19 protein-coding genes are annotated in these 22,588 nt (G+C 69.2%); 13 read left to right on the top strand and 6 right to left on the bottom strand.

Features of this window, described 5'->3' with window-relative positions:
• The first annotated feature begins 283 nt into the window (after window positions 1-283).
• The 9 genes from rpmH to BGO45_RS12965 all read left to right on the top strand — a co-directional run bounded on the left by rpmH (window position 284) and on the right by BGO45_RS12965 (window position 10,536).
• Window positions 284-421 (top strand): 50S ribosomal protein L34, encoded by a 138-nt coding sequence (rpmH, locus tag BGO45_RS13005; RefSeq protein WP_076492700.1) that lies wholly within the window; start codon window positions 284-286, stop codon window positions 419-421.
• 8 nt (window positions 422-429) lie between these two features.
• The gene (rnpA, locus tag BGO45_RS13000; protein ID WP_292694894.1) at window positions 430-768 is read left to right on the top strand and encodes a ribonuclease P protein component; all 339 of its coding nucleotides are present in this window, start codon (window positions 430-432) and stop codon (window positions 766-768) included.
• Complete coding sequence (gene yidD / locus BGO45_RS12995; RefSeq protein ID WP_076492705.1) at window positions 765-1,121, top strand: membrane protein insertion efficiency factor YidD; 357 nt, start codon at window positions 765-767, stop codon at window positions 1,119-1,121. Before rnpA ends, yidD begins: the two co-directional genes overlap by 4 nt.
• Before the next feature lie 3 nt (window positions 1,122-1,124).
• The gene (gene yidC / locus BGO45_RS12990) at window positions 1,125-2,195 is read left to right on the top strand and encodes a membrane protein insertase YidC (RefSeq protein WP_076492707.1); all 1,071 of its coding nucleotides are present in this window, start codon (window positions 1,125-1,127) and stop codon (window positions 2,193-2,195) included.
• Between the two features lie 18 nt (window positions 2,196-2,213).
• Window positions 2,214-2,717 (top strand): R3H domain-containing nucleic acid-binding protein, encoded by a 504-nt coding sequence (locus tag BGO45_RS12985; protein WP_076492710.1) that lies wholly within the window; start codon window positions 2,214-2,216, stop codon window positions 2,715-2,717.
• Between the two features lie 9 nt (window positions 2,718-2,726).
• Window positions 2,727-3,356, top strand: a complete 630-nt coding sequence (gene rsmG / locus BGO45_RS12980; RefSeq protein ID WP_292694890.1) for a 16S rRNA (guanine(527)-N(7))-methyltransferase RsmG — start codon at window positions 2,727-2,729, stop codon at window positions 3,354-3,356.
• A 4,844-nt stretch (window positions 3,357-8,200) separates the two neighbouring features.
• Window positions 8,201-9,118: a ParA family protein gene (locus BGO45_RS12975; protein ID WP_292694888.1), complete on the top strand. Its 918-nt coding sequence runs from the start codon at window positions 8,201-8,203 to the stop codon at window positions 9,116-9,118.
• The gene (locus BGO45_RS12970) at window positions 9,118-10,104 is read left to right on the top strand and encodes a ParB/RepB/Spo0J family partition protein (protein ID WP_292694886.1); all 987 of its coding nucleotides are present in this window, start codon (window positions 9,118-9,120) and stop codon (window positions 10,102-10,104) included. Before BGO45_RS12975 ends, BGO45_RS12970 begins: the two co-directional genes overlap by 1 nt.
• A gap of 84 nt (window positions 10,105-10,188) precedes the next feature.
• Window positions 10,189-10,536 (top strand): tryptophan synthase subunit alpha, encoded by a 348-nt coding sequence (locus BGO45_RS12965; RefSeq protein WP_292694884.1) that lies wholly within the window; start codon window positions 10,189-10,191, stop codon window positions 10,534-10,536.
• Window positions 10,537-10,652: 116 nt separating this feature from the next.
• Here the strand turns inward: BGO45_RS12965 and trxA are convergent, their stop codons facing one another.
• The 3 genes from trxA to BGO45_RS12950 all read right to left on the bottom strand — a co-directional run bounded on the left by trxA (window position 10,653) and on the right by BGO45_RS12950 (window position 14,264).
• Window positions 10,653-10,976 carry a thioredoxin gene (trxA, locus tag BGO45_RS12960; RefSeq protein WP_292694882.1) on the bottom strand — a complete coding sequence of 108 codons (324 nt, stop codon included), beginning with the start codon at window positions 10,974-10,976 and terminating at the stop codon, window positions 10,653-10,655.
• 62 nt (window positions 10,977-11,038) lie between these two features.
• The gene (gene trxB / locus BGO45_RS12955) at window positions 11,039-12,025 is read right to left on the bottom strand and encodes a thioredoxin-disulfide reductase (RefSeq protein ID WP_292694880.1); all 987 of its coding nucleotides are present in this window, start codon (window positions 12,023-12,025) and stop codon (window positions 11,039-11,041) included.
• A gap of 94 nt (window positions 12,026-12,119) precedes the next feature.
• Window positions 12,120-14,264, bottom strand: a complete 2,145-nt coding sequence (locus BGO45_RS12950; protein WP_292694878.1) for a DUF6049 family protein — start codon at window positions 14,262-14,264, stop codon at window positions 12,120-12,122.
• 104 nt (window positions 14,265-14,368) lie between these two features.
• On the opposite strand from BGO45_RS12950, the gene BGO45_RS12945 reads away from it, so the two are divergent.
• Both BGO45_RS12945 and BGO45_RS12940 read left to right on the top strand, forming a co-directional pair.
• A complete protein-coding gene (locus tag BGO45_RS12945; protein ID WP_292694877.1) occupies window positions 14,369-15,880 on the top strand; it encodes a methyltransferase in 1,512 nt (503 codons plus the stop codon).
• Between the two features lie 133 nt (window positions 15,881-16,013).
• The gene (locus tag BGO45_RS12940; RefSeq protein ID WP_292694875.1) at window positions 16,014-17,441 is read left to right on the top strand and encodes a CCA tRNA nucleotidyltransferase; all 1,428 of its coding nucleotides are present in this window, start codon (window positions 16,014-16,016) and stop codon (window positions 17,439-17,441) included.
• Between the two features lie 306 nt (window positions 17,442-17,747).
• Here BGO45_RS12940 and BGO45_RS12935 read toward each other — a convergent pair whose 3' ends face one another.
• The 3 genes from BGO45_RS12935 to BGO45_RS12925 all read right to left on the bottom strand — a co-directional run bounded on the left by BGO45_RS12935 (window position 17,748) and on the right by BGO45_RS12925 (window position 20,447).
• The gene (locus BGO45_RS12935; protein WP_292694873.1) at window positions 17,748-18,854 is read right to left on the bottom strand and encodes a hypothetical protein; all 1,107 of its coding nucleotides are present in this window, start codon (window positions 18,852-18,854) and stop codon (window positions 17,748-17,750) included.
• Entirely contained in the window at window positions 18,851-19,210 is a 360-nt protein-coding gene (locus BGO45_RS12930) for a PadR family transcriptional regulator (RefSeq protein ID WP_076492733.1), read from the bottom strand. Before BGO45_RS12930 ends, BGO45_RS12935 begins: the two co-directional genes overlap by 4 nt.
• Before the next feature lie 202 nt (window positions 19,211-19,412).
• Window positions 19,413-20,447: an NAD(P)-dependent alcohol dehydrogenase gene (locus BGO45_RS12925; RefSeq protein WP_292694870.1), complete on the bottom strand. Its 1,035-nt coding sequence runs from the start codon at window positions 20,445-20,447 to the stop codon at window positions 19,413-19,415.
• A gap of 256 nt (window positions 20,448-20,703) precedes the next feature.
• Between BGO45_RS12925 and BGO45_RS12920 the strand changes: the two genes are divergently transcribed.
• Complete coding sequence (locus BGO45_RS12920) at window positions 20,704-22,011, top strand: GAF domain-containing protein (protein ID WP_292694868.1); 1,308 nt, start codon at window positions 20,704-20,706, stop codon at window positions 22,009-22,011.
• 28 nt (window positions 22,012-22,039) lie between these two features.
• Complete coding sequence (locus tag BGO45_RS12915; protein WP_292694867.1) at window positions 22,040-22,564, top strand: hypothetical protein; 525 nt, start codon at window positions 22,040-22,042, stop codon at window positions 22,562-22,564.
• Window positions 22,565-22,588: the final 24 nt, after the last annotated feature.

Here is a 22,588-nt window from a genome sequence, read left to right as displayed (position 1 = left end):
ATCTCGGCGCGCGACTGTCGACGTGCATCGCGCCGAACCTGTGGATAACTTCCGGGGACACGCTAGTTCGCGGTCCGCACGGAGCCAAATCAACTGTAGAACGCGCTCGCGTGTCTTTGCCACGGGTGTGGATGACGCTTGGGGATAATGAGCGGTCGGCCTCTCGGTTTGAGTTAACGTCGCGCGAGACGTAGCCTTAGTCGGTTGACTTATGCCTACACGGCAGTCCCGACCACGTCCCCCGGCAGAAGAGCATCGGGTGACATCACCTCCGGAGTGACCCATGAGCAAGCGCACCTTCCAGCCCAACAACCGCCGCCGCGCCAAGAAGCACGGCTTCCGCGCCCGCATGCGCACGCGCGCCGGCCGCAGCATCCTGGCGGCGCGTCGCGCCAAGGGCCGCACCGAGCTCTCGGCCTGACCCACCTAGTGCTCGCGAAGCCGAACCGACTCACCCGCGGATCGGATTACAAAGCCACCGTCCGTCGGGGCTCTCGGTGTGCCGGAACGCACACCGTGACCTACGTCGGCGGCGTGCCGGATGAAGGTCCCGCGCGGTTCGGCTTCATCGTGAGCCGTCAGGTCGGCTCCGCCGTCACACGCAACACCGTTCGCCGCCGTCTCAAGGCGGTGTGCGCCGAGGCGCTCCCGCTCGTTCGCGGGGGCGCCTCGGTCGTCATCCGTGCGCTCCCCTCAGCGGCCACGGTCGACTACGCGGATCTCCGCGCCGATGTCGTCCGGTGCCTGCAACGCAAGGCTGCCGCATGAGCACGTCGACACTTCCCACGTCGTCCACCGGTGTCGGCCACCTCGAGTGGACCACGGTCGCGGCATCCGTTCCGCTCCTCCCCCGCAACGCCGGTCTCGCTCTTCTGCACGCCTACCGCGCGACGATCTCGCACGTCTACGGCGACGTGTGCAAGTACTACCCGTCCTGCTCCGCCTATTCGGTGGGCGCCGTGCAGCAGCACGGACTCGTGAAGGGCATCGCGTTCACCGCCGCCCGCCTCGCCCGGTGCCATCCCTGGGCACAGGGAGGCATCGACGACGTCCGTCCTCACCGCGCCTTCCGCCACGAACTCACTCCGCACGGCTTCGTCGTGCCCTCCCGAAAGGACTGATCCGTGCCGGATCTCATTGGAATCGTCCTCTGGCCCCTGAAATGGGCCGTCGAGCTCGTGCTGGTCGGCTGGCATGCGCTGTTCACGGCGATCGGGCTCGCTCCCGCCGCGGGTCTGACCTGGGTGCTGTCCATCATCGGGCTCGTCCTGATCGTCCGTGCTGCTCTGATCCCGCTCTTCGTGAAGCAGATCAAGAGCCAGCGCAAGATGATGGAGATCGCTCCGGAACTGCGCAAGGTGCAGGAGAAGTACCGGGGCAAGAAGGATCAGCTCTCCCGCGAGGCCATGAGTCGCGAGACCATGGCGCTGTACAAGAAGCACGGCACGACCCCGGTCTCCAGCTGCCTGCCGCTCCTCGTTCAGATGCCGATCTTCTTCGCGCTGTTCAGCGTGCTGAACGACGTGTCCAAGCACGCGGCGCTCGGGCAGGGCGGTGTGGGTCTCCTCACCCCCGAGCTCACGACCGAGTTCTACGACGCGAAGCTCTTCGACGTGGCATCCATGCACGTCAACCTGGTCACCGCGTGGGGACAGCCCGACGGCCAGTTCACCGTCGCGATCCTGCTGACGCTCGTCGTCCTCATGATCGGCTCGCAGTTCTTCACGCAGCTGCAGATCATCTCGAAGAACCTGTCGCCCGAGGCCAAGACCGGTCAGGCGTACCAGATGCAGAAGATCATGCTCTACATCCTGCCGCTGGCCTTCATCTTCTCGGGTGTCTTCTTCCCGCTCGGTGTCGTCATCTACTGGTTCGTCAGCAACCTGTGGACGATGGTGCAGCAGTTCGTCGTGATCCGTGAGATGCCCACTCCGGGCTCGGATGCCGCGAAGGCCCGTGAGGAGCGACTGGCACGTAAGGGCAAGGCGATCGACTCGAGCGGCAAGGTCGTTCCGATCGAGAAGTACGAAGCCGAACAGCAGCGCCTGTTCGAGGAGGCCGAGCGCGCGCGTGCCGCCCAGCCCAAGCGTCAGCAGCCCGTCGGCAAGCAGCGCGCCAAGAAGCAGCAGTCCGCGAAGCCTTCCGGAACCCCGCCGCGGACGCCCGCGAAGCCCGGAACCGACTCCCCCTCCTGAGCACTTGGAGACCATGAGATGACGACGTCCGAGCAGATCGCGACCGAGCACACCACCGCCACCGAGGAGCAGCTGGAACAGGAAGGCGACGTCGCCGCCGACTTCCTCGAGGGCCTCCTCGACATCGCCGACATCGACGGTGATCTCGCCCTCGATGTCCGCGCCGGCCGCGCGTACGTGTCCGTCGAGGCCGAGGACGCCTCTGCGCTGTCGACGATCTCGCACCCCGACACCGTGCAGGCTCTGCAGGAGCTGACCCGTCTGGCGGTGCAGAATTCGACCGGTCGTTTCTCGCGGCTGATCCTCGACATCGGCGGCTCCCGCGACGCTCGCCAGCGTCAGCTGGAGACCCTCGTCGACCGAGCCATCCAGCGCCTGGACGAGGGCGCCTCCCAGGCGTCACTGCCGGCCATGTCGAGCTACGAGCGCAAGCTCGTGCACGACATCGCGGCAGACCGCGGGTACTCGTCCGAGTCGTTCGGTGAGGGCGCTGACCGGCACACCGTGCTGCGTCGCGGCTGATCCGCCGACGTGGACAACGAACTCGAAGCGGAACCGGATGCCGCTGTCGCGGTGTTCGGTGACCGCATCGATCTCGCACGTCGGTTCACGAGTGCTCTCGCCACTCACGGCGAGGAGCGAGGGCTCATCGGGCCGCTCGAGGTGCCCCGACTCTGGACCCGACACATCCTCAACAGCGCGGTGGCTGCGCCGTTCTTCACAGGACGTGTGGCGGACGTGGGGTCCGGAGCCGGGCTCCCCGGTCTCGTCCTTGCGATCGCGCGCCCGGACGTGGAGTTCACGCTGATCGAGCCCATGGAGCGACGCACGATCTGGCTCAGCGAGCAGGTTGCGGACCTCGGGCTCGAGAACGTCACTGTGGAGCGTCTCCGCGCCGAAGAGTGGGCGAAGGGGCGCGTCTTCGACGTCGTCACCGCCCGTGCCGTCAGCGCGCTGAAGACGCTCATCCCCTGGACCGCTCCTCTCGCCCGAGTCGGTGGAAGACTCGCCTACCTCAAGGGGGCGAACGTCGCCGCCGAGATCGACGCGGCCGCGAAGCAGGTTCGTCGGTTCGGTGTGACGGACATCGAGGTCCATGTCGTGGGTGAGGGTGTGGTCGACGAGCCGACGCGCGTGTTGACCGCAACGGTGACACGCTAGCCTTTCCCATTCAATGGGATGCATTGACCACGCTTTCACGTGATGAACAGTCGCTGCTTTCGGGTACGTGCCGCAGCCGGGTGACATCTCGAACACGTCGATCAGGAGCATCTGGGGATACGCCGGCGCCTGATCGAACTCGGCGACGACGCGACCTTCCAGCCCGATGATCGTCACTCCCCCACCCCATTCGACCGTCCACGTGAGGGGGCGTCCGGCATCGTGCGGAACGGACGTCGTGATCATGTCGGTGCGCAAGCGGTCGTCGTGGTGGGCCTTGATACCGCAGCGCACGTGCGTGATGTCGCCGATGGCGTCCGCGTCGATCTCCGCGACGCAGATCTCGCCTGAGTCACGCGGGCCGTCGTGCTCGATGCCGACGAGCCAGATGGCCGTCATGCAGTCGGGATCCGTGCTCGCGCTCAGGGTGACATCGATCCGACCGGCTGTCGGCGCGTAACGCAGACTGAGTGGGGTCGGCGTACGCACCTCCAGTCCGTCGGGACGGTGACGGTGTGTTCCGGCGCGTGATCCGAGACCGCCCGAATAGGTCGCCGTCTGAAGGTTGGAGACGCGCAGTGGTGCGTCCTCAGGGCGCCAGTCGGGTTGGTCCTCCTCGATCCGGAGTTCGAGACCGTCCGGGACCGATCTCACGCGCGCCGCAGATCTCGCGGGTGTCGTCCAGTGGGGCAGATAGTGCGGAACCCACACTTCTCCGAGTATCTCGCTCGAGAAGTCGTCGTCGATGTCGGGTGTCTGCAGGGGTTCGGGTGGAAGCGGGTCTCCGAGCGTTCGTGGCATGAGAGACAGTCTGTCGTGAGGCTCCGACACCGGCGGGTCCTCCGCTGCGCTTGTCAGGTGTGCAGAGAGGGAGTGTCGGTTGCGGCTTCGCGTCACGGATGCCGGATCAGGACCGCGCGTCGCCGTCGGCAGGCGGTCCGGTGTCGCCGCGTGGTGGGTCGCCGCCGCCGGCTGGGATCGCCGTGCGCGCTGGCGCGAGTCGCGTCTGCTGCGGCGAAGGCGGCGTGGAGCGTTCTGATCGATCGAGTGTCCCTGAGTCCTCGCCAAGCCGTGGTCACTCCGCGCTGCGCGGGGTCGCTGTTGCCGGATCGGTGTCTTGGATGAAGCTCTTCGGTGACGGCGGTCGTCGGGCCGTCTGGTCAGTGTCCTGTGTGGGGCGCGTTTCACGTGGAACATCGCGGTATGACCGTGGTGTGTGGCGCGATGGGTCGCGAGATGAAGTCCCTGTGCGGATCCGGTCGACGTGCGTGCCGTCGGGGCGTGCCGGCTCCACTCCCAGGTCGGTATGGCGGCTTTCCGCTGCGGCGCCCTGAGTGATGTCCTCGCGACGGACCGGCGCCAGGTCGGCGGCGAGTGATCTGTCTACGGTTGCGCTGGACGCGGGCGTCCCGAGGGCCTCTGTTTCACGTGAAACATCGGCGTCGGGTGGGGTCTGTAGTCCCCGCGGCTATGACTCGCGCGCATGCCGGCGAGGAGCGGTGGATCGACCGGAGTCGATCCCCGATGGATGAGACGTGACACTGCGCGGCCACACGGTCCCTGTTGACGCGTTGCGGCGGTGGTAGCGTCCGTCGTCGTCGGGTCTGGGGCCCCGGATGACGGACCGAGGTCAGATCGCGGTTCCCTGGTCTCCCACGGAGGAGGTGGGGTTGGCTTCGACACGCCGGGCGGTCCAACATGGTCCGTGTCTACGTGATCGGGTGTCGAACGCTGTGCCGTCCGTTCGTCGAGACCCGCTCGCTCCAAGCCCCCGTGGTACCTACGGCGGCAATGACGAGCACACGTGGGGCGCTCCCCTGCTCACCTGGGTTGTGGGCCGTGCGTCTCTCGCCAGGCGTGCTGCGGGGAGTGAGATTCCGCGCGTAGGGCGGACCATGCGCGGGTCCGTGTCGCGAGTGTCCGCCGTGCGGGTCATGAACGCGCTGGACTGGAGGAATCCTCCGGTTGCGCTGCGACCGGTGCCTCATCTCATCGCGTCTGGGTTGTCGGGCAGCCACCGCGAATCGCGCGAAGGTCGCGTCCGTGTCGGTTGGCACAGAGCCTCGGAGCAAGGATCTGAAGTGGTCGCCTTCTGGGAGCGCCCGCCCAGCCGCAGGCGGAGTGCGGACGCGTTGAGTTCGGCACTGTGTCTTGTGCGACGCCGCCGTCCGCGACCTCCGACGTCCTCACTCGTGGCGGGCATACCAGTCGGAACAGCTCGGCGCTGAGAGGACGATCGGCACCCCGCCTGTCGACATGGTCACGCCGCCAGCCCGCCGCCGACATGCGGATTGCGAAGGTTCTGGTCCATGAACTTCGGGTTCCATCGCCCAACGCGTCGACGGCTTGTCGCGCGCCGTCGACGTTGTGCAGGCGTCGCAGGGCGGATGTAGGCACAGTCATTCGGGTCTTGATTCCGCGCGTTCAAACGGGGAGCACACGTTCGAGTCCAACTACACGCTTGCATGTTTCACGTGAAACGTTGGCCTCGTAGTCGTTGCGGCCGTACGTCATCCAGGTGGGGCGTATGTCGGGGCGGCTGGTTGCAGAGCCGAGGACGGTGTCGGCTGGTGCGCTCAAAGCCAGACCGGCGAGTGTCGCGCGCAGCGCGAAGTCCATGGCGCTGCCGGTGACGCTCGCGCATGAGCGTCTTCCGTCGGCCGGAGACCGATCCAGCACGTCGGATCCGTGGGCGTCCACCGTGGGCTGAGTTGTGGTCGCGTTGTGAGGATGTGTTTCGCGTGAAACATTGGCCGCGACGCGGCGGACTCGCGGGCGAGGCGCGCGGGTGCGGCTAGGCCAGCATTTCAGCGAGTTCTCCCCAGTCCGAGCCGCTGCTCCCCCACAAACTACGCGCGTTCAAGCGCACGTAGTCAGCCTCTCCGCTCCCAAAGCTGGGCGATTCTCCGGAGCGCGTGCGAGACTCCGCGTGATGGGGTGCGCACCTGTTCAGCTCCATCCCCCGCGCGGCTCGCTCGAGTAAGGCGGACTCGGCAGTGGTTGAGCCGTACGTTTCACGTGAAACATCCTGTAGCCCCGCTGATCGTGTGCAGGTCAGCGAGAGCGGTCGCGTGTGCGGCGAACAGCGTTCAGTCGCCGGCTCGAACGAGAGTTCGTCCTCTCTCCCGGTAGTTGTGGGCCACGCCGCCCATCTCAGGTCGCACATGTTTACACCGATCTCGGAGCGCGTGAACCCAGCGACGCCGGCCCGTCGGTGTGTTCCGCGCTACGTCATCAAGATGCCTGCCTCCCCCGCATGTGTCGACGGCCGCGGATGCGGATGCGGAGGTCGCATGACGGGCATCTTCGTATCGGACCGGGTTTGCGGACGAACCGCGGCGCGGCGCGCGCTTCCGCAACGGAAGCCGGAAGCGATTCGTTACGCACCACAACCGCCGTGACCGCACGACGTTCACCCGCTCCCCTCCGCCTCCAATTGAGCGGAGATCGAGCCCCATTCCGGGCGCCACGGGCCGCGTGTGGACGCGATGTACCAAGGATCGCGCGCTGTGTCCGTCGTCGTCTCTCCACAACACGCACGTCAGCGCCGCCCCAATGGAACCGCTCGGGGTCTGACAATGCGTTTCACGTGAAACAGCCAGAGACTGCGCTCTCGCGGGCGCACCGCGGAGCGGCGTGGCAGTGCTGGCAGAATCCGCGATTCCGGTACGTGCAACGACGATTGCACAACGGGGCGACCGCCTCTGTGCGCAAACTCACCGTCAGAACACGAGGATGAGGCACCCGCAGTGCGGTGCTCTAAGGATCGTCTGTCTGTCTGTCTGCGCTGCTCTCAGCGTGAGGCGTGGGCGGAGCTATCCGCACGCACGCCAAACTCCGTTGCCCTGCGCGCGGTGTCATCTCGCCAGAACGCAAACGTCGCCACGGCCCGGACGGGGGCGCAACCCAGCCCCGCCAACTGGCGCGCCCATCCGTGACCCCATTGCAGGCGGTCTCAGGTGATCGTGTGCGGGCGCTCTCCTGATCCTTCGCACCTCGTCAACATTCGTAACGCCGCCACGCGAAAGCACGCACGTCCCAGAATGGCGGCGTCGCCCGTGAACCGCAGGCGGTCGCCCGTGCTGGGGTCCACGTCGCGCACTGCATCAGGAGAGATGCGCAGCTCACCGACGATCGCGCTATCCCTGCCCAACGGCACGCCGGTGCCCGGTCAGTCTGGCGGGATGCGGAATCTGCGGCGCGACGGCGGCCGGCACCCCTGAAAGCAACCCCATGCAATGGGTGATCCCAACGGCTGAGCCGGTCTCCCTCAGTAGGTGAGCACCGCGGCCTTCATCTCACGACCGCCGTGTCCGCGTCGCCTGGATCACTGCCCAAGATGGGTGCATGGGGCCGAGCGCCATGAAATGTTTCACGTGAAACACGTCGTATCTCGCCGAAACGCGGATGGGACCGCTCTGTGAGTGCGCACCGACCATCACCTCGCCCGGCCGGACAGCGGATTGCCAGTGCGTGGGTCAGGGTGGAAGTGGTCTGCCTCGCGACGCCGCTGAGCCAACGAATCCGGCGTCGCCGCGCGGGAATCAGGCCGCCCAGGGTCTTCACCGTCCGAGACGCGTCGCCGGTCCCAGACCGGTCCCGGATGTCGGCGCGCCCGCGCGCGTGACCGGGCTGAGCTTCAGCCCCCACCCGCGCGAGGGTGAACTCGAGCGAACCTCCCGACCCGCGGGCCATCGTCCCGCCGTCACCGTCGTCCTCGTGCTTGAGCCACCGTCCGTATCGCCCCCAATTCGCCCGGTGATTGCCGCCCCGCGCCTACTCGAGACGCAGGAGCCCACGTAGACTGGGGATGTTGTCCCCGGAGATGAAGGAGCGCGTTTCACGTGAAACAATCCGGCGAGTCGTCCGGCTCGACCTCCTTCGAGGACTCCCCCATTGCACGTGAGCTCGCGGATCTCTCGGCTCGACGCCGAGCGCTGGAGGCAGTCGAGGTGAAGTTGTCGGGGCGCACCCGCGTGTTCACGGTGTCGAACCAGAAGGGTGGCGTCGGCAAGACGACCACCGCGGTCAACGTCTCGGCGGCTCTGGCATCCCTCGGAGCCAAGGTGCTCGTGATCGACCTCGATCCCCAGGGCAACGCGTCCACCGCACTCGGCGTCCCTCATAACGCCGACACCGCCAGCATCTATGACGTTCTGATCGACGAGTTCCCCCTCGCTGACATCATCCAGACGAGTCCTGAGTCGCCGAACCTCCTGTGTGCGCCGAGCACGATCCACCTTGCCGGGGCCGAGATCGAACTCGTCTCCCAGGTGGCGCGTGAGCACCGACTGCGGGGTGCGCTCCGGGACTACCTTGCGGACGCCGACAATCATCTCGACTTCGTCATCATCGACTGTCCGCCGTCACTCGGTCTCCTGACGATCAATGCCTTCACGGCGGCGGATGAGGTACTCATCCCGATTCAGTGCGAGTACTACGCGCTCGAAGGGCTGAGCCAGCTCCTCGGTAGTGTGCAGATGATTCAAAAGCATCTGAATCCCGCCCTCCATGTGTCCACGATCCTGCTGACCATGTACGACGGGCGCACTCGTCTGGCGCAGCAGGTCGCCGATGAGGTTCGGGAGCACTTCTCCAAAGAGGTGCTCGACACAGTGATCCCCCGCTCGGTGCGCGTCTCCGAGGCGCCGAGTTTCGGTCAAACGGTCATCGCGTACGATGGCCACTCAGCGGGCGCGATCGCCTACCGCGAGGCTGCGGTCGAGATCGTCGCACGCGACACCACCACGAAGGAAGACTGATGGCCAAGAGAACCGGACTGGGCCGCGGTATCGGTGCCCTCATCCCCACGGCGGAGTCGTCGGAAGCGCGACCGGTCGATGTCTTCTTCCCCGGCGCATCCACGACCGAGGAGTCGAAGAAGACGACGTCCACCCCGACGGCGACGGAGCCCTCAGACGACGCAACCCCTGACCTCGTCACCGTTCCGGGCGCGCGCTTGGTTCACATCGACCCGCAGTCGATCGTGCCGAACCCCCGTCAGCCCCGTACGCACTTCGACCCGGAGGACCTCGCCGAGCTCGTCCACTCCGTACGTGAGTTCGGCGTGCTGCAGCCGGTGGTCGTCCGCGACAAGGGCGATGGCACCTATGAGCTGATCATGGGGGAGCGTCGTACCCGTGCCTCGCGCGAGGCGGGGCTGTCGTCGATTCCCGCCGTGGTTCGCGAGACCGAGGATGAGTACCTCCTGCGGGACGCGCTTCTCGAGAACCTGCACCGGTCGCAGCTGAACCCGCTGGAAGAGGCATCGGCGTATCAGCAGCTCCTCGAGGATTTCGGGATCACGCAGGAGGAACTCGCGACCCGGATTGGTCGCTCGCGTCCGCAGATCAGCAACACGATCCGTCTACTGAAGCTCCCTGTCCCCGTTCAGCAGCGGGTCGCTGCCGGTGTTCTGACCGCCGGCCACGCGCGCGCGATCCTCTCGCTCGAGGACCCGCGTGAGATGCAGAAGCTCGCGGACAAGATCGTCAACGAAGATCTTTCGGTGCGCGCTGCAGAGGCCGCCGCGAAGATGCCGGGTGTGGCTCCGGTGCGGCAGAAGCCGAAGGCCGGCAGCCGCCGCTCGGGTCTGGACGACATCGCGGAGCGTCTGGGCGATCGCTTCGACACCAAGGTGAAGGTCTCGCTGACGGCCAGAAAAGGCCAGATCAGCATAGATTTCGCGACGATCCAGGACCTTAATCGCATCCTTGCCGTTCTGGGTGAAGAGGGCTACACGGGCTGAGCAGGGGCTTATTCCCCACTTGGCATATGCCGAGAGCGGACGCCGAGCGGCTCCCCCGTCGGAGGCTCGACGTAGGCTGGAGAGGTGACCGCGAACGACCAGAGCCCTCGCCGCCGCGCCAGTCTCGAACTGCTGCGTGCCGAGGCCTCCGACGAACTCGCCGTCCTCATCCACGAGCGTCTCCGCGGCGGTGAAGACCCGTGGGACTTCATGGAAGACCTGCCGAGTGTCGACGAACTGGTCGTGCTGACCCTTCGCGCTGAGAACATCGCCGAGAACGGCGGCGTCCGACCCACCCGGTCTCGCAACTATCGCGTGCTCCGGCAGATCGCGCTGGATTATCCGGCGCTCACGCGGGCCGTGTGGCGCATTCTCGGCGACGAGGAGCCGCACCGTCGCTGGGACGCTTCGGTGCGTCTCGACGTCTCCTAGGGTGCCACGGAGCCGCCGGCACCGCGGGCGGCGGCCTGGCATCCTTCCGCGGGCGAGAACGACGAGAAAGACCCCCGACATCACGAGGATGCCGGGGGCCTTCGCTGCGCGCGGGATCAGCCGAGGTAGGCCTCGAGGTCCTTCTCGAGCGCGAACTTGGGCTTGGCGCCGATGATGGTCGTCTTGACCTCGCCGCCCTCGAACACCTTCATCGCGGGGATCGAGGTGATCTGGTACTTCATCGCGAGGTCGGGGTTCTCGTCGACGTTGAGCTTCACGATGGTGATCTTGTCGGCGTTCTCGGACTGGATCTCATCGAGAACGGGGCTGACCATACGACACGGTCCGCACCACTCGGCCCAGAAGTCCACGAGAACGGGGCCCTCGGCCTGCAGGACGTCCTGCTCGAAGGTCGCGCTGGTCGTCGCCTTGGCGGTCATGTGCATTTCTCCTTAGATGGAAGCGTTACCGGATGAAACCCCGGTGAGAACGGATTTATTCCTCAGACCACGGCGGCGTCGGGGAGTCCTTCGAGAGGACTCTCGGCGACTGCCGGCTCACCGGCCTCACCGCGTGCGGCGAGGAAGTGCTCCACGTCGAGCGCGGCGACCGTGCCACTGCCGGCTGCCGTGATGGCCTGACGGTACGTCGGGTCGATCACGTCGCCCGCGGCGAAGACACCGTCGACCGACGTGCGCGACGAGCGACCGTCGACCCAGATCGTCCCCTCGGGGGTGAGCTGGAGCTTGTCGTGCACGAGGTGCGTGCGCGGGTCGTTTCCGATCGCGACGAACAGACCGTCGATCGGGAGGTCGCTCTCGCTGCCGTCGACCGTCGAACGCAGGCGGATGCCGTCGACGGCCTCGTCTCCGAGGATCTCCGCGACTTCGCTGTTCCAGATGAACTCGATCTTCGGGTTCGCGAAAGCGCGCTCCTGCATGATCTTCGAGGCGCGGAGGGTGTCCTTGCGGTGGACGATGTAGACCTTCGACGCGAACTTCGTCAGGAAGTTGGCCTCTTCCATCGCGGAGTCTCCACCGCCGACGACGGCGATCGTCCGCTCACGGAAGAAGAAGCCGTCGCAGGTGGCGCACCACGACACGCCACGGCCGGAGAGACGCTCTTCGCCCTCGAGGCCGAGCTTGCGGTACGCGGAGCCGGTCGCGTAGATGATCGAGGCGGCCTCGTGCACCTTTCCGCTGCCGAGGGTGACCTTCTTGACGGGGCCATCGAGCTCGAGCGAGACGACGTCGTCGTAGAGGACCTCCGCGCCGAAACGCTCGGCCTGGGCCTGCATCTTGGCCATGAGGTCGGGTCCGAGGATGCCGTCGGGGAAGCCGGGGAAGTTCTCGACGTCGGTGGTGGTCATGAGATCGCCACCCGCTTCGACGGAGCTCGCGACGACGAGGGGTTCGAGGTTGGCTCGGGCGGCGTAGATCGCGGCGGTGTAGCCCGCCGGGCCCGACCCGATGATGATGACGTGACGCACGGTAGCGCGTTCCCTTCGTTGATTCCGCCGGATGAAACCCATGGTAGCCCCGCTGTATTCCTGGGGCCTGGGGCTGGCGCGCGTCCTCGGAGCGTCAGGTGTGATCGACGCGGTCGGCCTCGCGGGAGGCGCTGTCGTCGCTCTCCGGCTGCTCCGCCTGCTCCGGCGCTCGGGCCCGCCGGCGGCGGCTGACCGTGCGCAGTACCCCGATTCCGAGGAATGCGACCACGAGGACGATGAAGACGATGAGGCCGATGCTCTCCCACTCGGCGCGGACCTCGACCTGCACGTTCTGTCGAGCGCCGATGACCTCTCCGGTCGGGCTGTAGAGCTGCATCGAGACGTCGACCTCGCCGTTGGCGATGCGGGCTTCGACGGGAACCTCGACGCGGGTGTTCGCCGAGGCCTGGGCATCGATCGGTGTGTCGGCCTGCACTCGGAGGCGTACGTCGTCGGGCTGGGTCCGCAGCACCACCGAGATGGGCCACGGCAGGTCGTTGCGCACCCACGGTCGCAGCGGTGCGCTGGAGCTGACCAGCCGGAAGTCCGATGACAGGATGCCGACGGAGTCCAGTGTGGTCTGCGTCGCCGAGCGGTGGTCGGCGACCGCGGTGCGGGCGGCATCCCCGGTCCAGGCGACGTTCAGCACCTGGAGGATTTCCGCACGTTCGCGTCCCGTGAGGAGCTCCGGCTGGTCGAGGATCGTCGCGAAACGGTCGATCGTGTCTTCGTCGGAGAGCAGGTCGGCGACGTCGGCCGCGCGGACGGCGTCGGGGGACGCCTCTCCGAGCGACACGTCCGTCCGCGGAGCGCCCATGACCGCGGCGAACGTGGTGGGGAGGTATCCGGGGGCGGATGCCAGGGCGCCGAGCGTCGCGCGAAGGCTCACGCGTGAGCGATCGGTGCCACGGTCGAGGACGGCCAGCACTGGGCGGTCGGCCGCACCCGTGCGGGCGAAGGCGAGATGCCCGGAGGCGGCGGCCAGAGCGGCGCCGCGCAGGGCGGTGTCGTTCTCGGCGGCGGCCGTGGTCAGGGCACGCGACACTTCCGCGTCGTACACCGGGGTCGCCACCCCGTCCACGGCCGCGGTGGCGGTCGCGGTGCCTCCCGCCAGGTTGGTCGACGCGACGAGGATGCGGGCGGGGGCGGCGTCCGATCCGAGGGCGCCGAGAGCGCCGACCACGGAGGAGTCGACGGACCCGGTCGCGGGCCAGAACACGTTCTGATCGGCGGATCCGATGTCGAGCAGGGCGGCGAGGTCGGGGAAGGAGGGCTGTCCGGGAGCCGTCGAGGCGGAGGGGCTCGGCGTCGTCACTGCCGAGACCGGCTGGGTGAAGTCCGCCGCGGTCATGTACGACTGCAGTGACGTCGGTGCCAGGGGGGTCGTGACACCGGCGCGGATCTGCGCCGACAGGTCGGCGTCGCCGAACTGCAGGGCGAAACGGTCGTTGGGGAGGGCGAGCAGGCGCTTCAGCCACGCCACCGCGGTGGGGGGTGCCGAAGAACCGAGCACCCGGATGGCGGCGGGGATCGCCGGGTCGACGGCCAGGGTCGCGACCGAGCCGTCGACGGCATCCAATTGCGCCGAGAGGGCCCCGTCGACCGCGGTGAGGTCGGCCAGTTCCTTCGCGGTGAGCAGGCCCCCGGTGCGGGGGGCCGCGGTGATCGGCACGACGACCGCCAGCGGGGTGCTCGCCCCCTCGGCGGGCACGACGACCACGGTCGGCGCCTGGAGCGAGGCTCCCCCGCTCGTCTGGGCCAGCACGGGGTACACCCCGGCGCCGCGCCCGAGAAGCGCCGGGTCGGTGCCCTGCACCGTGAACGACACCGAGTTCTGTGCCGACGGGGCCGTGGCATCCAAGGTTCCCGTCGCGATCTGCTGCAGAGTGACACCGGACGCGTCGCCGCTCAGCCACCGGGTGAGGGCGGCGTCGTCGGTCAGCGGCGTCGCACCGATCGACAGCGAGACGGAGGCCGCCGAGACCGTCGCGGTGCCGGGGTTGGCGAGTGTCGCCAGGACCGCGAAGGTCTCGCCCGGGCGCAGGATGCCGTTGCCGGCGGGCGCCGCGGCGAGTGTGGGCGACGCGGTACCCGCGGTGGGCGAGGGGGTCGGGGTCGCCGCGGTGGCGGCGAGCGGCGCCGCGAGTCCGAGCGCGAGGGCGGCCGCGGCGAGGGTCGCCAGGAATCGGCGCGTGAGGGAGCGCCGCGGCACGGGTGAGCCCGAAGGCAGGGAGGTCACGTTCATACGAGCGTCGGTGGGCGAGGGGGCCTCGCACCGCGACGAGTCTAGGTCCGCCGCCTCGGAACCCCCCGATAGCCTCGCGCAGACGGTTGAATGGACCGGTGCTTCCCGAACCCGATCCGACACTCTGCCGTGCCCTCGCCGACGATCTGCGGTCCGCGGGCTACGCAGGTGCGTCGCTGCGGGCGGCGTGGGGAGCGCTCGCCGACGACGCGCTCGCGCGGGGCCTGCGGCGACCGGCCGAACGCGCACTCGGCGACCGACGCGACCCGCTCGCCGTCCTCGGGCGTCTGTGGGGGCTCGGTGCGCTCGTCGCGCGCGAGGACGCGGCGGCGGCTCTCCCGGCGCTCGGTCTCGACGGGGCGGAGGCGCTCGGTCTCGTCTCGCTCGACGGCGACCGTGTCGCCCCCGAGGTCCTGATCCGTCCCCAGCCCTTCGCCGACGCCGACGGAGAAGTCGAGTGGTGGATCGCGAGCGACCTCGACGAGGCGGCCCTGGGGGGACCCCTCCCCGAGGACCACGTCCTGGGGGTCGGCGGGGCATCGCAGACCCTGGCGAAGCTCCAGCTCACCTGGCGCGGCGGTACGGCCCTCGACCTCGGTACCGGCTGCGGCATCCAGGCTCTCCGCCTGCGGCGGCTCGTGCCGCGGGTGATCGCGACGGACATCTCCGAGCGTGCGCTGCGATTCACCCGTCTGAACGCGCTGCTCAACGACGTCGACGGGATCGAGACGCGTGTCGGTTCGCTGTTCGACCCCGTCGAGGGTGAGACGTTCGACCGGGTGGCATCCAATCCCCCGTTCGTGATCACGCCGCGGGTCGCGGGCGTCCCGGCGTACGAATATCGCGACGGCGGCCTCGAGGGCGATGCGCTCGTCGCCGCGGTGATCTCCTCGGTCGGTGCGCACCTCGCGCCAGGCGGCGTCGCGCAGTCGCTCGGCAATTGGGAGTACCGCGAGGGGGAGTCGGGGCTGGACCGCGTGCGCGGCTGGGTCGATCCGTCGCTCGACGCCTGGATCGTCGAACGCGAGCTGCTCGACCCGCTCGCTTACGCGGAGCTGTGGGTGCGCGACGGCGGGACCGTTCCGGGTACGCCGGAGTACGCGCGCCTCATCGATGCGTGGCTCGACGACTTCGCGGCTCGCGGGGTGACGGGCATCGGCTTCGGCTACGTCCTGCTGCGCCGACCCCTCGCCGGTGCGCCGACGCTCGCCCGCTACGAGCGGGTCGCCGGCGGCGGGGAGTCCGCGTTCGGCCCGCACCTCGCGGAATGCCTCGAGAACCACGACCGCGCCGCTCTCCTCGACGATGAGGGGCTGGCATCCGCTGTGCTGCGGTTCTCGCCGGACGTCACCGAAGCCCGGCACCACCGCCCGGGCGAGGAGTCGCCCTCGGTGATCGAGCTGCGCCAGGGCGGTGGGTTCGGCCGCACGATCGATGTCGACTCGGCGCTCGCGGCGCTGGTCGGCGCGTGCGACGGCGATCTGGCGGTCGGTCCGCTCGTCGACGCGATCGCGCAGCTCTTGGAAGTGGATGCCGGGGAACTCCGCGCCGACGTCCTGCCGCGGGTGCGCGAGCTCATCGTCACGGGCTTCCTGGTGTTCGCGGACTGAGGCGGCGCCCACGTGGGCTCGGTGTCCACGACACGCGGATGCGTCCGCGCACGGTCCGCGTGTCTTGGACACCGAACGCTCCCGGGACGCCAGGGCCCGACGCGCGAGGACACCCCCGGTTAGGCTCGAAGGCATGCTGAACATGGCCGACGGTGTCGCGCGCCTCGGCGAACTCGCCGAGCATCCGGTGGTCGCCACCCTCGCGCGGGTGTTCGCCGACGCCGGGCGCGATCTCGCCATCGTGGGCGGTCCCGTGCGCGACGCGCTCCTGGGTCGCACCACCCACGACTTCGACTTCACCACCGACGCACGCCCCGACGAGATCCTCGCCCTCGTGAAGCCCGTGTCGTCGGTGCAGTGGGACGTCGGGCGTGCCTTCGGCACCATCGGCGCCAAGGTGCAGGGCGAGCAGGTCGAGATCACGACCTACCGCGCCGACAGCTACGACGGCGTGACCCGCAAGCCCACGGTCGAGTTCGGTGACACGCTCGAGGCCGACCTCACCCGCCGCGACTTCACGGTCAACGCGATGGCGCTGCGGGTGCCCGCGCGCACGCTCGTCGACCCCACCGGTGGCGTGGAAGACCTCCTCGCTCAGCGCCTGCGCACCCCCATCGACCCCGCGGTCAGCTTCGGCGACGACCCGCTGCGCATGCTCCGTGCCGCCCGGTTCTCCTCGCAGCTCGAGTTCACGGTCGACCCCGAGACCCTGGATGCCATCGCCGAGCTGCGCGGCACTCTCGAGATCGTGAGTCCCGAGCGCGTGCAGGCCGAGCTCGTGCGGCTGCTCCAGACCGACGACCCGGTGCGTGGCATCCGGGTGCTCGTGGAGACCGGGCTGATCGAGGAGTTCCTCCCCGAGATCCCGGCTCTGCGCCTCGAGGTCGACGAACATCACCATCACAAAGACGTGTACGAGCACTCGCTCACGGTGCTGCGTCAGGCGATCGCGCTCGAGAAGCAGCGTCACCCCGGCACCGCCCCCGACGTCCCGCTGCGCCTGGCGGCACTGCTGCACGACATCGGCAAGCCGGCGACGCGGCGCCTCGAACCGGGCGGCGGCGTGACGTTCCACCACCACGACATCAAGGGTGCGCGGATGGCGCGCAAGCGCCTCCAGGCGCTGCGCTTCGACGCCGCGACGACGACCGTGGTGTCGCGCCTCGTCGAGCTGCACCTGCGCTTCTTCGGGTACGCCGAGGGGGCGTGGACGGATGCCGCGGTCCGCCGCTACGTCCGCGACGCCGGCGACGAACTGGAGCGGCTGCACATCCTCACGCGGGCGGATGTGACGACGCGCAACAAGCGGAAGGCCCAGCGCCTGGCATCCGCCTACGACGACATCGAGGCCCGCATCGTCGCGCTGCGCGAGCAGGAGGAGATCGACTCGATCCGCCCCGAGCTGGACGGCAACCGCATCCAGGAGGTGCTGGGGCTGAAGCCCGGCCGCGAGGTCGGCGAGGCGTACCGCTTCCTGCTCGACCTGCGGCTCGACGAGGGCGTGCTCGGCGAGGACGAGGCCGAGAAGCGGCTGCGCGAATGGTGGGCCGCGCGAGCCTGAGGCCTGCGCACACGTCCCTGGGCCGTGCCGTGCCGCGCCCGCCGTGGCGGGCTGCTGCGCCGCAGGGCGGAGTTCTTGTCCGGCACGCCGATCGTGCGGTGCGCGGGGCGGCGTGTCGGCGACGGACTCCGCGTGACGGCACGGGGCGGCCGCCCCCCGAGTGACATCGGGGCGTGATTCGTGCGCCCCAATTCGCCGAATCACGCCCCGAAGTTCCGGACGCCTAGTCCTTCTCGTCGCGCTCCTGCTGGAGCGCCGCGAGCACGAGGTGGGTGAGGTCGATGCTCACGATCCGCGGCTCGTCGCTCACGGTGTGGTCACCCCGGGGGTGGCATCCGACACCGCTCCCGTGGTCGGACCGGGCAGCGGAGTCGAACCGGGGGTCGGGGCGACGTCGGTCGGGATCGGTTGGACCCGCAGGAAGGGGAACGTCGTCGCCTTCGCTTTCGCGACGTCCTCCCAGGGATCCCACGACATGACCCCGGGCGGGATCTCCCGCAGCGGGTAGATGTTCCACGCGTCGCTGGCTCCGGGCGCGGTGTACGGCACCGGCACCGGGCCGCCCCCGCCGTAGAAGTAGGAGTCGTACGGCGTCGGACCGATGTCGCGTCCGACGGTCGTGAGCGGGTTGCCGTCCTGGTCGTAGAGCTGCACGGTCGGGATGGCGTTGCCCTCGGCGTCGAAGGCGAAGATGTTCCGCACGCGTTGTCCGTCGAGGGAGAGGCCGGGGACGTCGTAGGCGACGGGCGTCTGGTCGACGCGCGTGAGGGCCTGCCCCAGGGCATCCGTGTACACCCCGATGAGGACGGGGAGTGCCACGACGGCACCGACGGTCATCACCGTGCGGAGCACGCGCAGCCCGCGGCGGGGAAGCCAGCGTCCTCTTCCCCACTGCACGCTCAGCAGCAGGAGGCCGAACAGTGCGGTCCACGCCCCGAGGTTGCCGCGCCCGAGCATGAGCACCGCGCCCAGGATCCCGCCGGTCGTGCCGAACGGAAAGAGGATGAGCATCACGAAGTAGGCGACGAGGTACCAGGCGAACCCGCGCACCAGCCACCACACGGGCCGAAGTGACGACAGCAGATCGAGCGTCCACGCGCCGGCCGGGTTCGTGCGCACCGCGGCGGCCATCTCGCGCCATCCGTCGATCACACGCTGTCCGACGCTCACGCGCGTCGTCGCCGATGCGGTGTCGGTGCGCTCGGGGAGCCCCGCGGCGGCGCGCAGTTCGGCCGCGTAGGTCGTGGCATCCGGGAGCGTGAAGTCGTCGCCGGCCTCGGCGGCCTGGTCGGACAAGTCGGCCTCGAGGCCGTCGAGCAGATCGTCGACCTCGTCGGCCGGGAGGTCGTCGAGGTGGGCGCGGACGGCGGTGGCGAACTCGTGGATGTCGGCGCGGACGGGCGTGGTGATCATCGGGCGTCTCCGATCGTGCGCAGCTTCTTCGGGGTGGTCGTCTCGTCGAGGAGGCTCGTCATGGCCGACGAGAAGTGGGTCCAGCTGGCGCGCTGTGCGTCGAGCAGTTCCCGACCCTGTGGGTTGATCGCGTAGTACTTGCGGTGCGGTCCGCCGTCGGACGGCACCACGTAGCTCGACAGTGCTCCCGCGGAGTACAGCCGGCGCAGGGTGCCGTAGACCGAGGCATCCCCCACCTCCCCGAGCCCCGCGTCGCGCAGGCGCCGAACGATGTCGTAGCCGTAGCCGTCGTCGTGCTGGACGACCGCGAGCACCGCGGCATCCAGCACCCCCTTCAGTAGCTGCGTCGTATCCACGCGCCCCCCTTTACTCATCTGTGAGGGACAGTACCACGCGATGCGCAGTAGTGCGCAGTGCGGATTCCGCGCGTCGTGCCCGGGCGCGGGGTAGGGTGCGGCCCCAAACCGGGCGCTCGAGCGCCGAAGGGGTGGCATCGCGGGCACGGGAACGCCGAGGGGGTGGCATCCCGAACCGGATGCCACCCCCTCGGTGCCGTGGTTACGGAACGACGACCGCGCGCCCGCGCACCTCGCCGTGGTGGAGGCGCTGGTAGGCCTCGACGGCCGTGTCGAAGCCGTACCGCTCGACGTGGACGCCGACGGCGCCGCTGCGCGCGAGGTCGAGCACCTCGATGAGCTCGCTGCGCGTGCCCCAGTACGGCGCACGGACGGCGGCACCGAACGGCGTCGAGAAGAAGCCGGCGGGCAGGATGCCACCACCGATGCCGACGATGTGGATGAAGCTGTCGATCGCGGCGACCTGCCGGGCGAGGTCGACGGTCGGCTGCACGCCGACGAAGTCGAAGACGGCCGTGGCTCCGAGGCCGTTCGTGAGCTCGCGGATGCGCTCGGCGGCGTGCTCGTCGGAGGTCACCGTGTGGTGCGCGCCGACTTCGCGGGCGAGGGCGAGCTTGTCCTCGCCGAGATCGACCGCGATGACGGTGGCCTGCGAGATCGCGCGGAGGATCTGCACGCCCACGTGCCCGAGTCCGCCGACGCCGATGACCACGGCGGTCGCGCCGGGGTACAGCTTCTCCTTCGCGGCGACGATCGCGTGGTACGGCGTGAGGCCGGCGTCGGTCAGCGACACGGTCTCGACGGGGTCGAGGTCGCCGAGCGGCACGAGGTGGCGCGGGTCGTCGACGATGACGTACTCGGCCATCGCGCCGGGGCTGCCGAGTCCGGGAGGGGTGATGCCGAGCTCGGCGGCGTAGGGGCAGTAGTTCTCGGCGCCCTGCGCGCACGCGTGGCAGCGACCGCAGCCCCACGGGCCGTAGATGGCGTACGCCTCGCCGATGTTCACGCCCTCGACGCCGTCGCCGAGCTCGTCGACGATGCCGGCGCCCTCGTGCCCCAGGGTCAGGGGCAGGCCGTAGGTGTACTGCTCCTCCGGGAGGTCCATGACGAACCAGTCGGAGTGGCACAGACCCGCGGCGGTGACCTTGAGGCGGACCTGTCCCGGACCGGGGTGCGGCTCCTCGATCTCGACCACTTCGGGGCCTTTGCCGATCTCGCGGTACTGCACTGCCTTCATGGCGTTCCTTTCTCTGGAGCGACGGGGGGATACCTCCACCGTGCGCGCGTCGGTGGTGCCTGTCGAGGGGGTCGACGGCGTTTTCCGGTGTGGGGAATGACTCTCATTAATGCGTGTGAATGGAATTACGGATGCCGGGACCGACACGCCGCAGACTCCTCACGCCCCGGCCCCTGGCATCCCGCTGGGAACCCTCCCACCCCCGCGCCCCGCGACCTACACTGGGGGCGACACCGTCACCGCCGATGGGAGTCCTGTGTCTTCGCCGTGGTCGCGACCCGCCGTCTCCCCCGAGAACTCGGGGCTGCTGATCGCGCGCGCCCACGACGAGCTGCTCGCCGGCAACGAGGATCGTCGACTCGGCGACGTGCGCCCACTGGTGCGGGACTCGTGGCGGAGGTCCCTGGCATCCCTCGTCGGTCCGGAGGGTCTGCCGACGCTCGATCTCGCCTCCGCGGAGCTCGAGGCGTACCGCCGTGCCCACCCGCTCGCCGGGGTGATGGACATGATCCGCTCGCTGCTGCTGCCCGGCTCGGCGGAGGACTCCGGCGTCGTCGTCGCGGTCGGCGACGCCGCGGGACGCCTGCTGTGGGTCGAGGGCGACCGCCGTGTGCGCTCGCTCACCGGCGACATGGGTTTCGTCGCCGGCGCCAACTGGTCGGAGGAGGTCGTCGGTACGTCCGCCCCGGGCACGGCCCTGACGCTCGACCGGTCGGTGCAGATCCGCGGGGCCGAGCACTTCAACCGGTTCGTGCAGCCCTGGTCGTGCACCGCGGCGCCGGTGCACGATCCCGAGACGCGGCGACTGCTGGGCATGATCGACGTCACGGGAGGCCCCGAGGCCGTGACCCCGCAGGCCCAGTTGCTGGTGGATGCCACGGCCCGGGCGATCGAGAGCGAGATCCTCGTCGGGCGGCTCCGCGCACAGCAGGAGCCCCCGTCGCGTCGCCCGCGACGGTCGACCGGGACGCGCGCGCTGCTGCGGATCCTGGGGCGGGACCGGGCGCTGCTCGAGGTGTCCGGCGAGAGCGGGGAGACGGTGGTCGAGCTCGGCGCACGGCACGCCGAGATCCTGCTGCTGCTCGCCGTGCATCGCGAGGGCATGTCCGCCGAGGCGCTGAGCGAGGCCGTGTACGGTCACCCCGCGACCGAGACGCTCCGCCCCGAGATGGTGCGGCTGCGGAGGGTGCTGGAGCCTCTCGCGCCCGCGCTCGTCCCGGCATCGCGTCCGTACCGGCTGCCCGACGGCCTCGAGACCGACGCCCAGCAGGTGGTGTCGCTGCTCGATCGCGGGGCGCACCGCGTCGCGCTCGCCGCGTACCGCGGGCCGGTGCTGCCGGATTCGGTGGCGCCCGGCGTGGCCGAGGTGCGGGAGTCGGTACGTCAGGCGCTGCGCGAGGCGCTGATCGAAGAGGCGGGGATCGACGTGCTGCTCGCGTACGCCGACACGTCGGACGGGCGCGACGACGTCGAGGTGCTGCGGTTGTGCCTGGGGATGCTGCCTGCTCGGTCGCCGAAACGCGCCGGGCTCGTCTCGCGGATCGAGCGCCTCGAACGGGACTGATGTCGGAGGCCCTGGTTACGCTGAATCCATGGACGAATCGACGCTCGACATCTTCTCGGCAGCTCGCGCCCGTCGCGATGTGGGGCGCATCCGCGAGGCCGTCGCCGAGGTGAAGGCGGGCGACATCGCCCGGGTCCTGGTGCGGTCGCCCCGCTACGGTCTGTACGCGATCGAGGGCGCCGTCCGCATCGGCGTGGGTGGGCAGCCGCTCGTCGGCGACGTGATCCTCGCCACGAGCGCCGAGATCCAGCGCATCGATCTCGGCATCGCGGTGCCCGAGCCGGCGCTGTCGGCCGACGTCGTCGACCCTTCGACACTCCCCCACGGCACGCCCGTGCGCGTCACGTTCGTCACCCCGACCGCTGCGACGTTCGCCGTCACGGGGCCCATCACCGCCGGCAACGACCGCTTCCTCCTCGTGGGCAGCTGGATCGTGGCCGACGACCGCGCGATCGCTCCGCGCGTGGTGAGCATCGAGCGTCTCGACGACGTCGACCTGCACGAGGTGAACGTCCCGCCGCTGCGGTCGGTGCTCGTCGACGCCGACGCGTAGAGGATCGAACGGAGCGGATGCCGC

Origin of the sequence: Microbacterium sp. 71-36, from assembly GCF_001898305.1 — a bacterium.
Taxonomy (GTDB): Bacteria; Actinomycetota; Actinomycetes; order Actinomycetales; family Microbacteriaceae; genus Microbacterium.
Note: the sequence above shows the minus strand (reverse complement) of the source record. Positions and strands in the feature narration are given on the sequence as shown.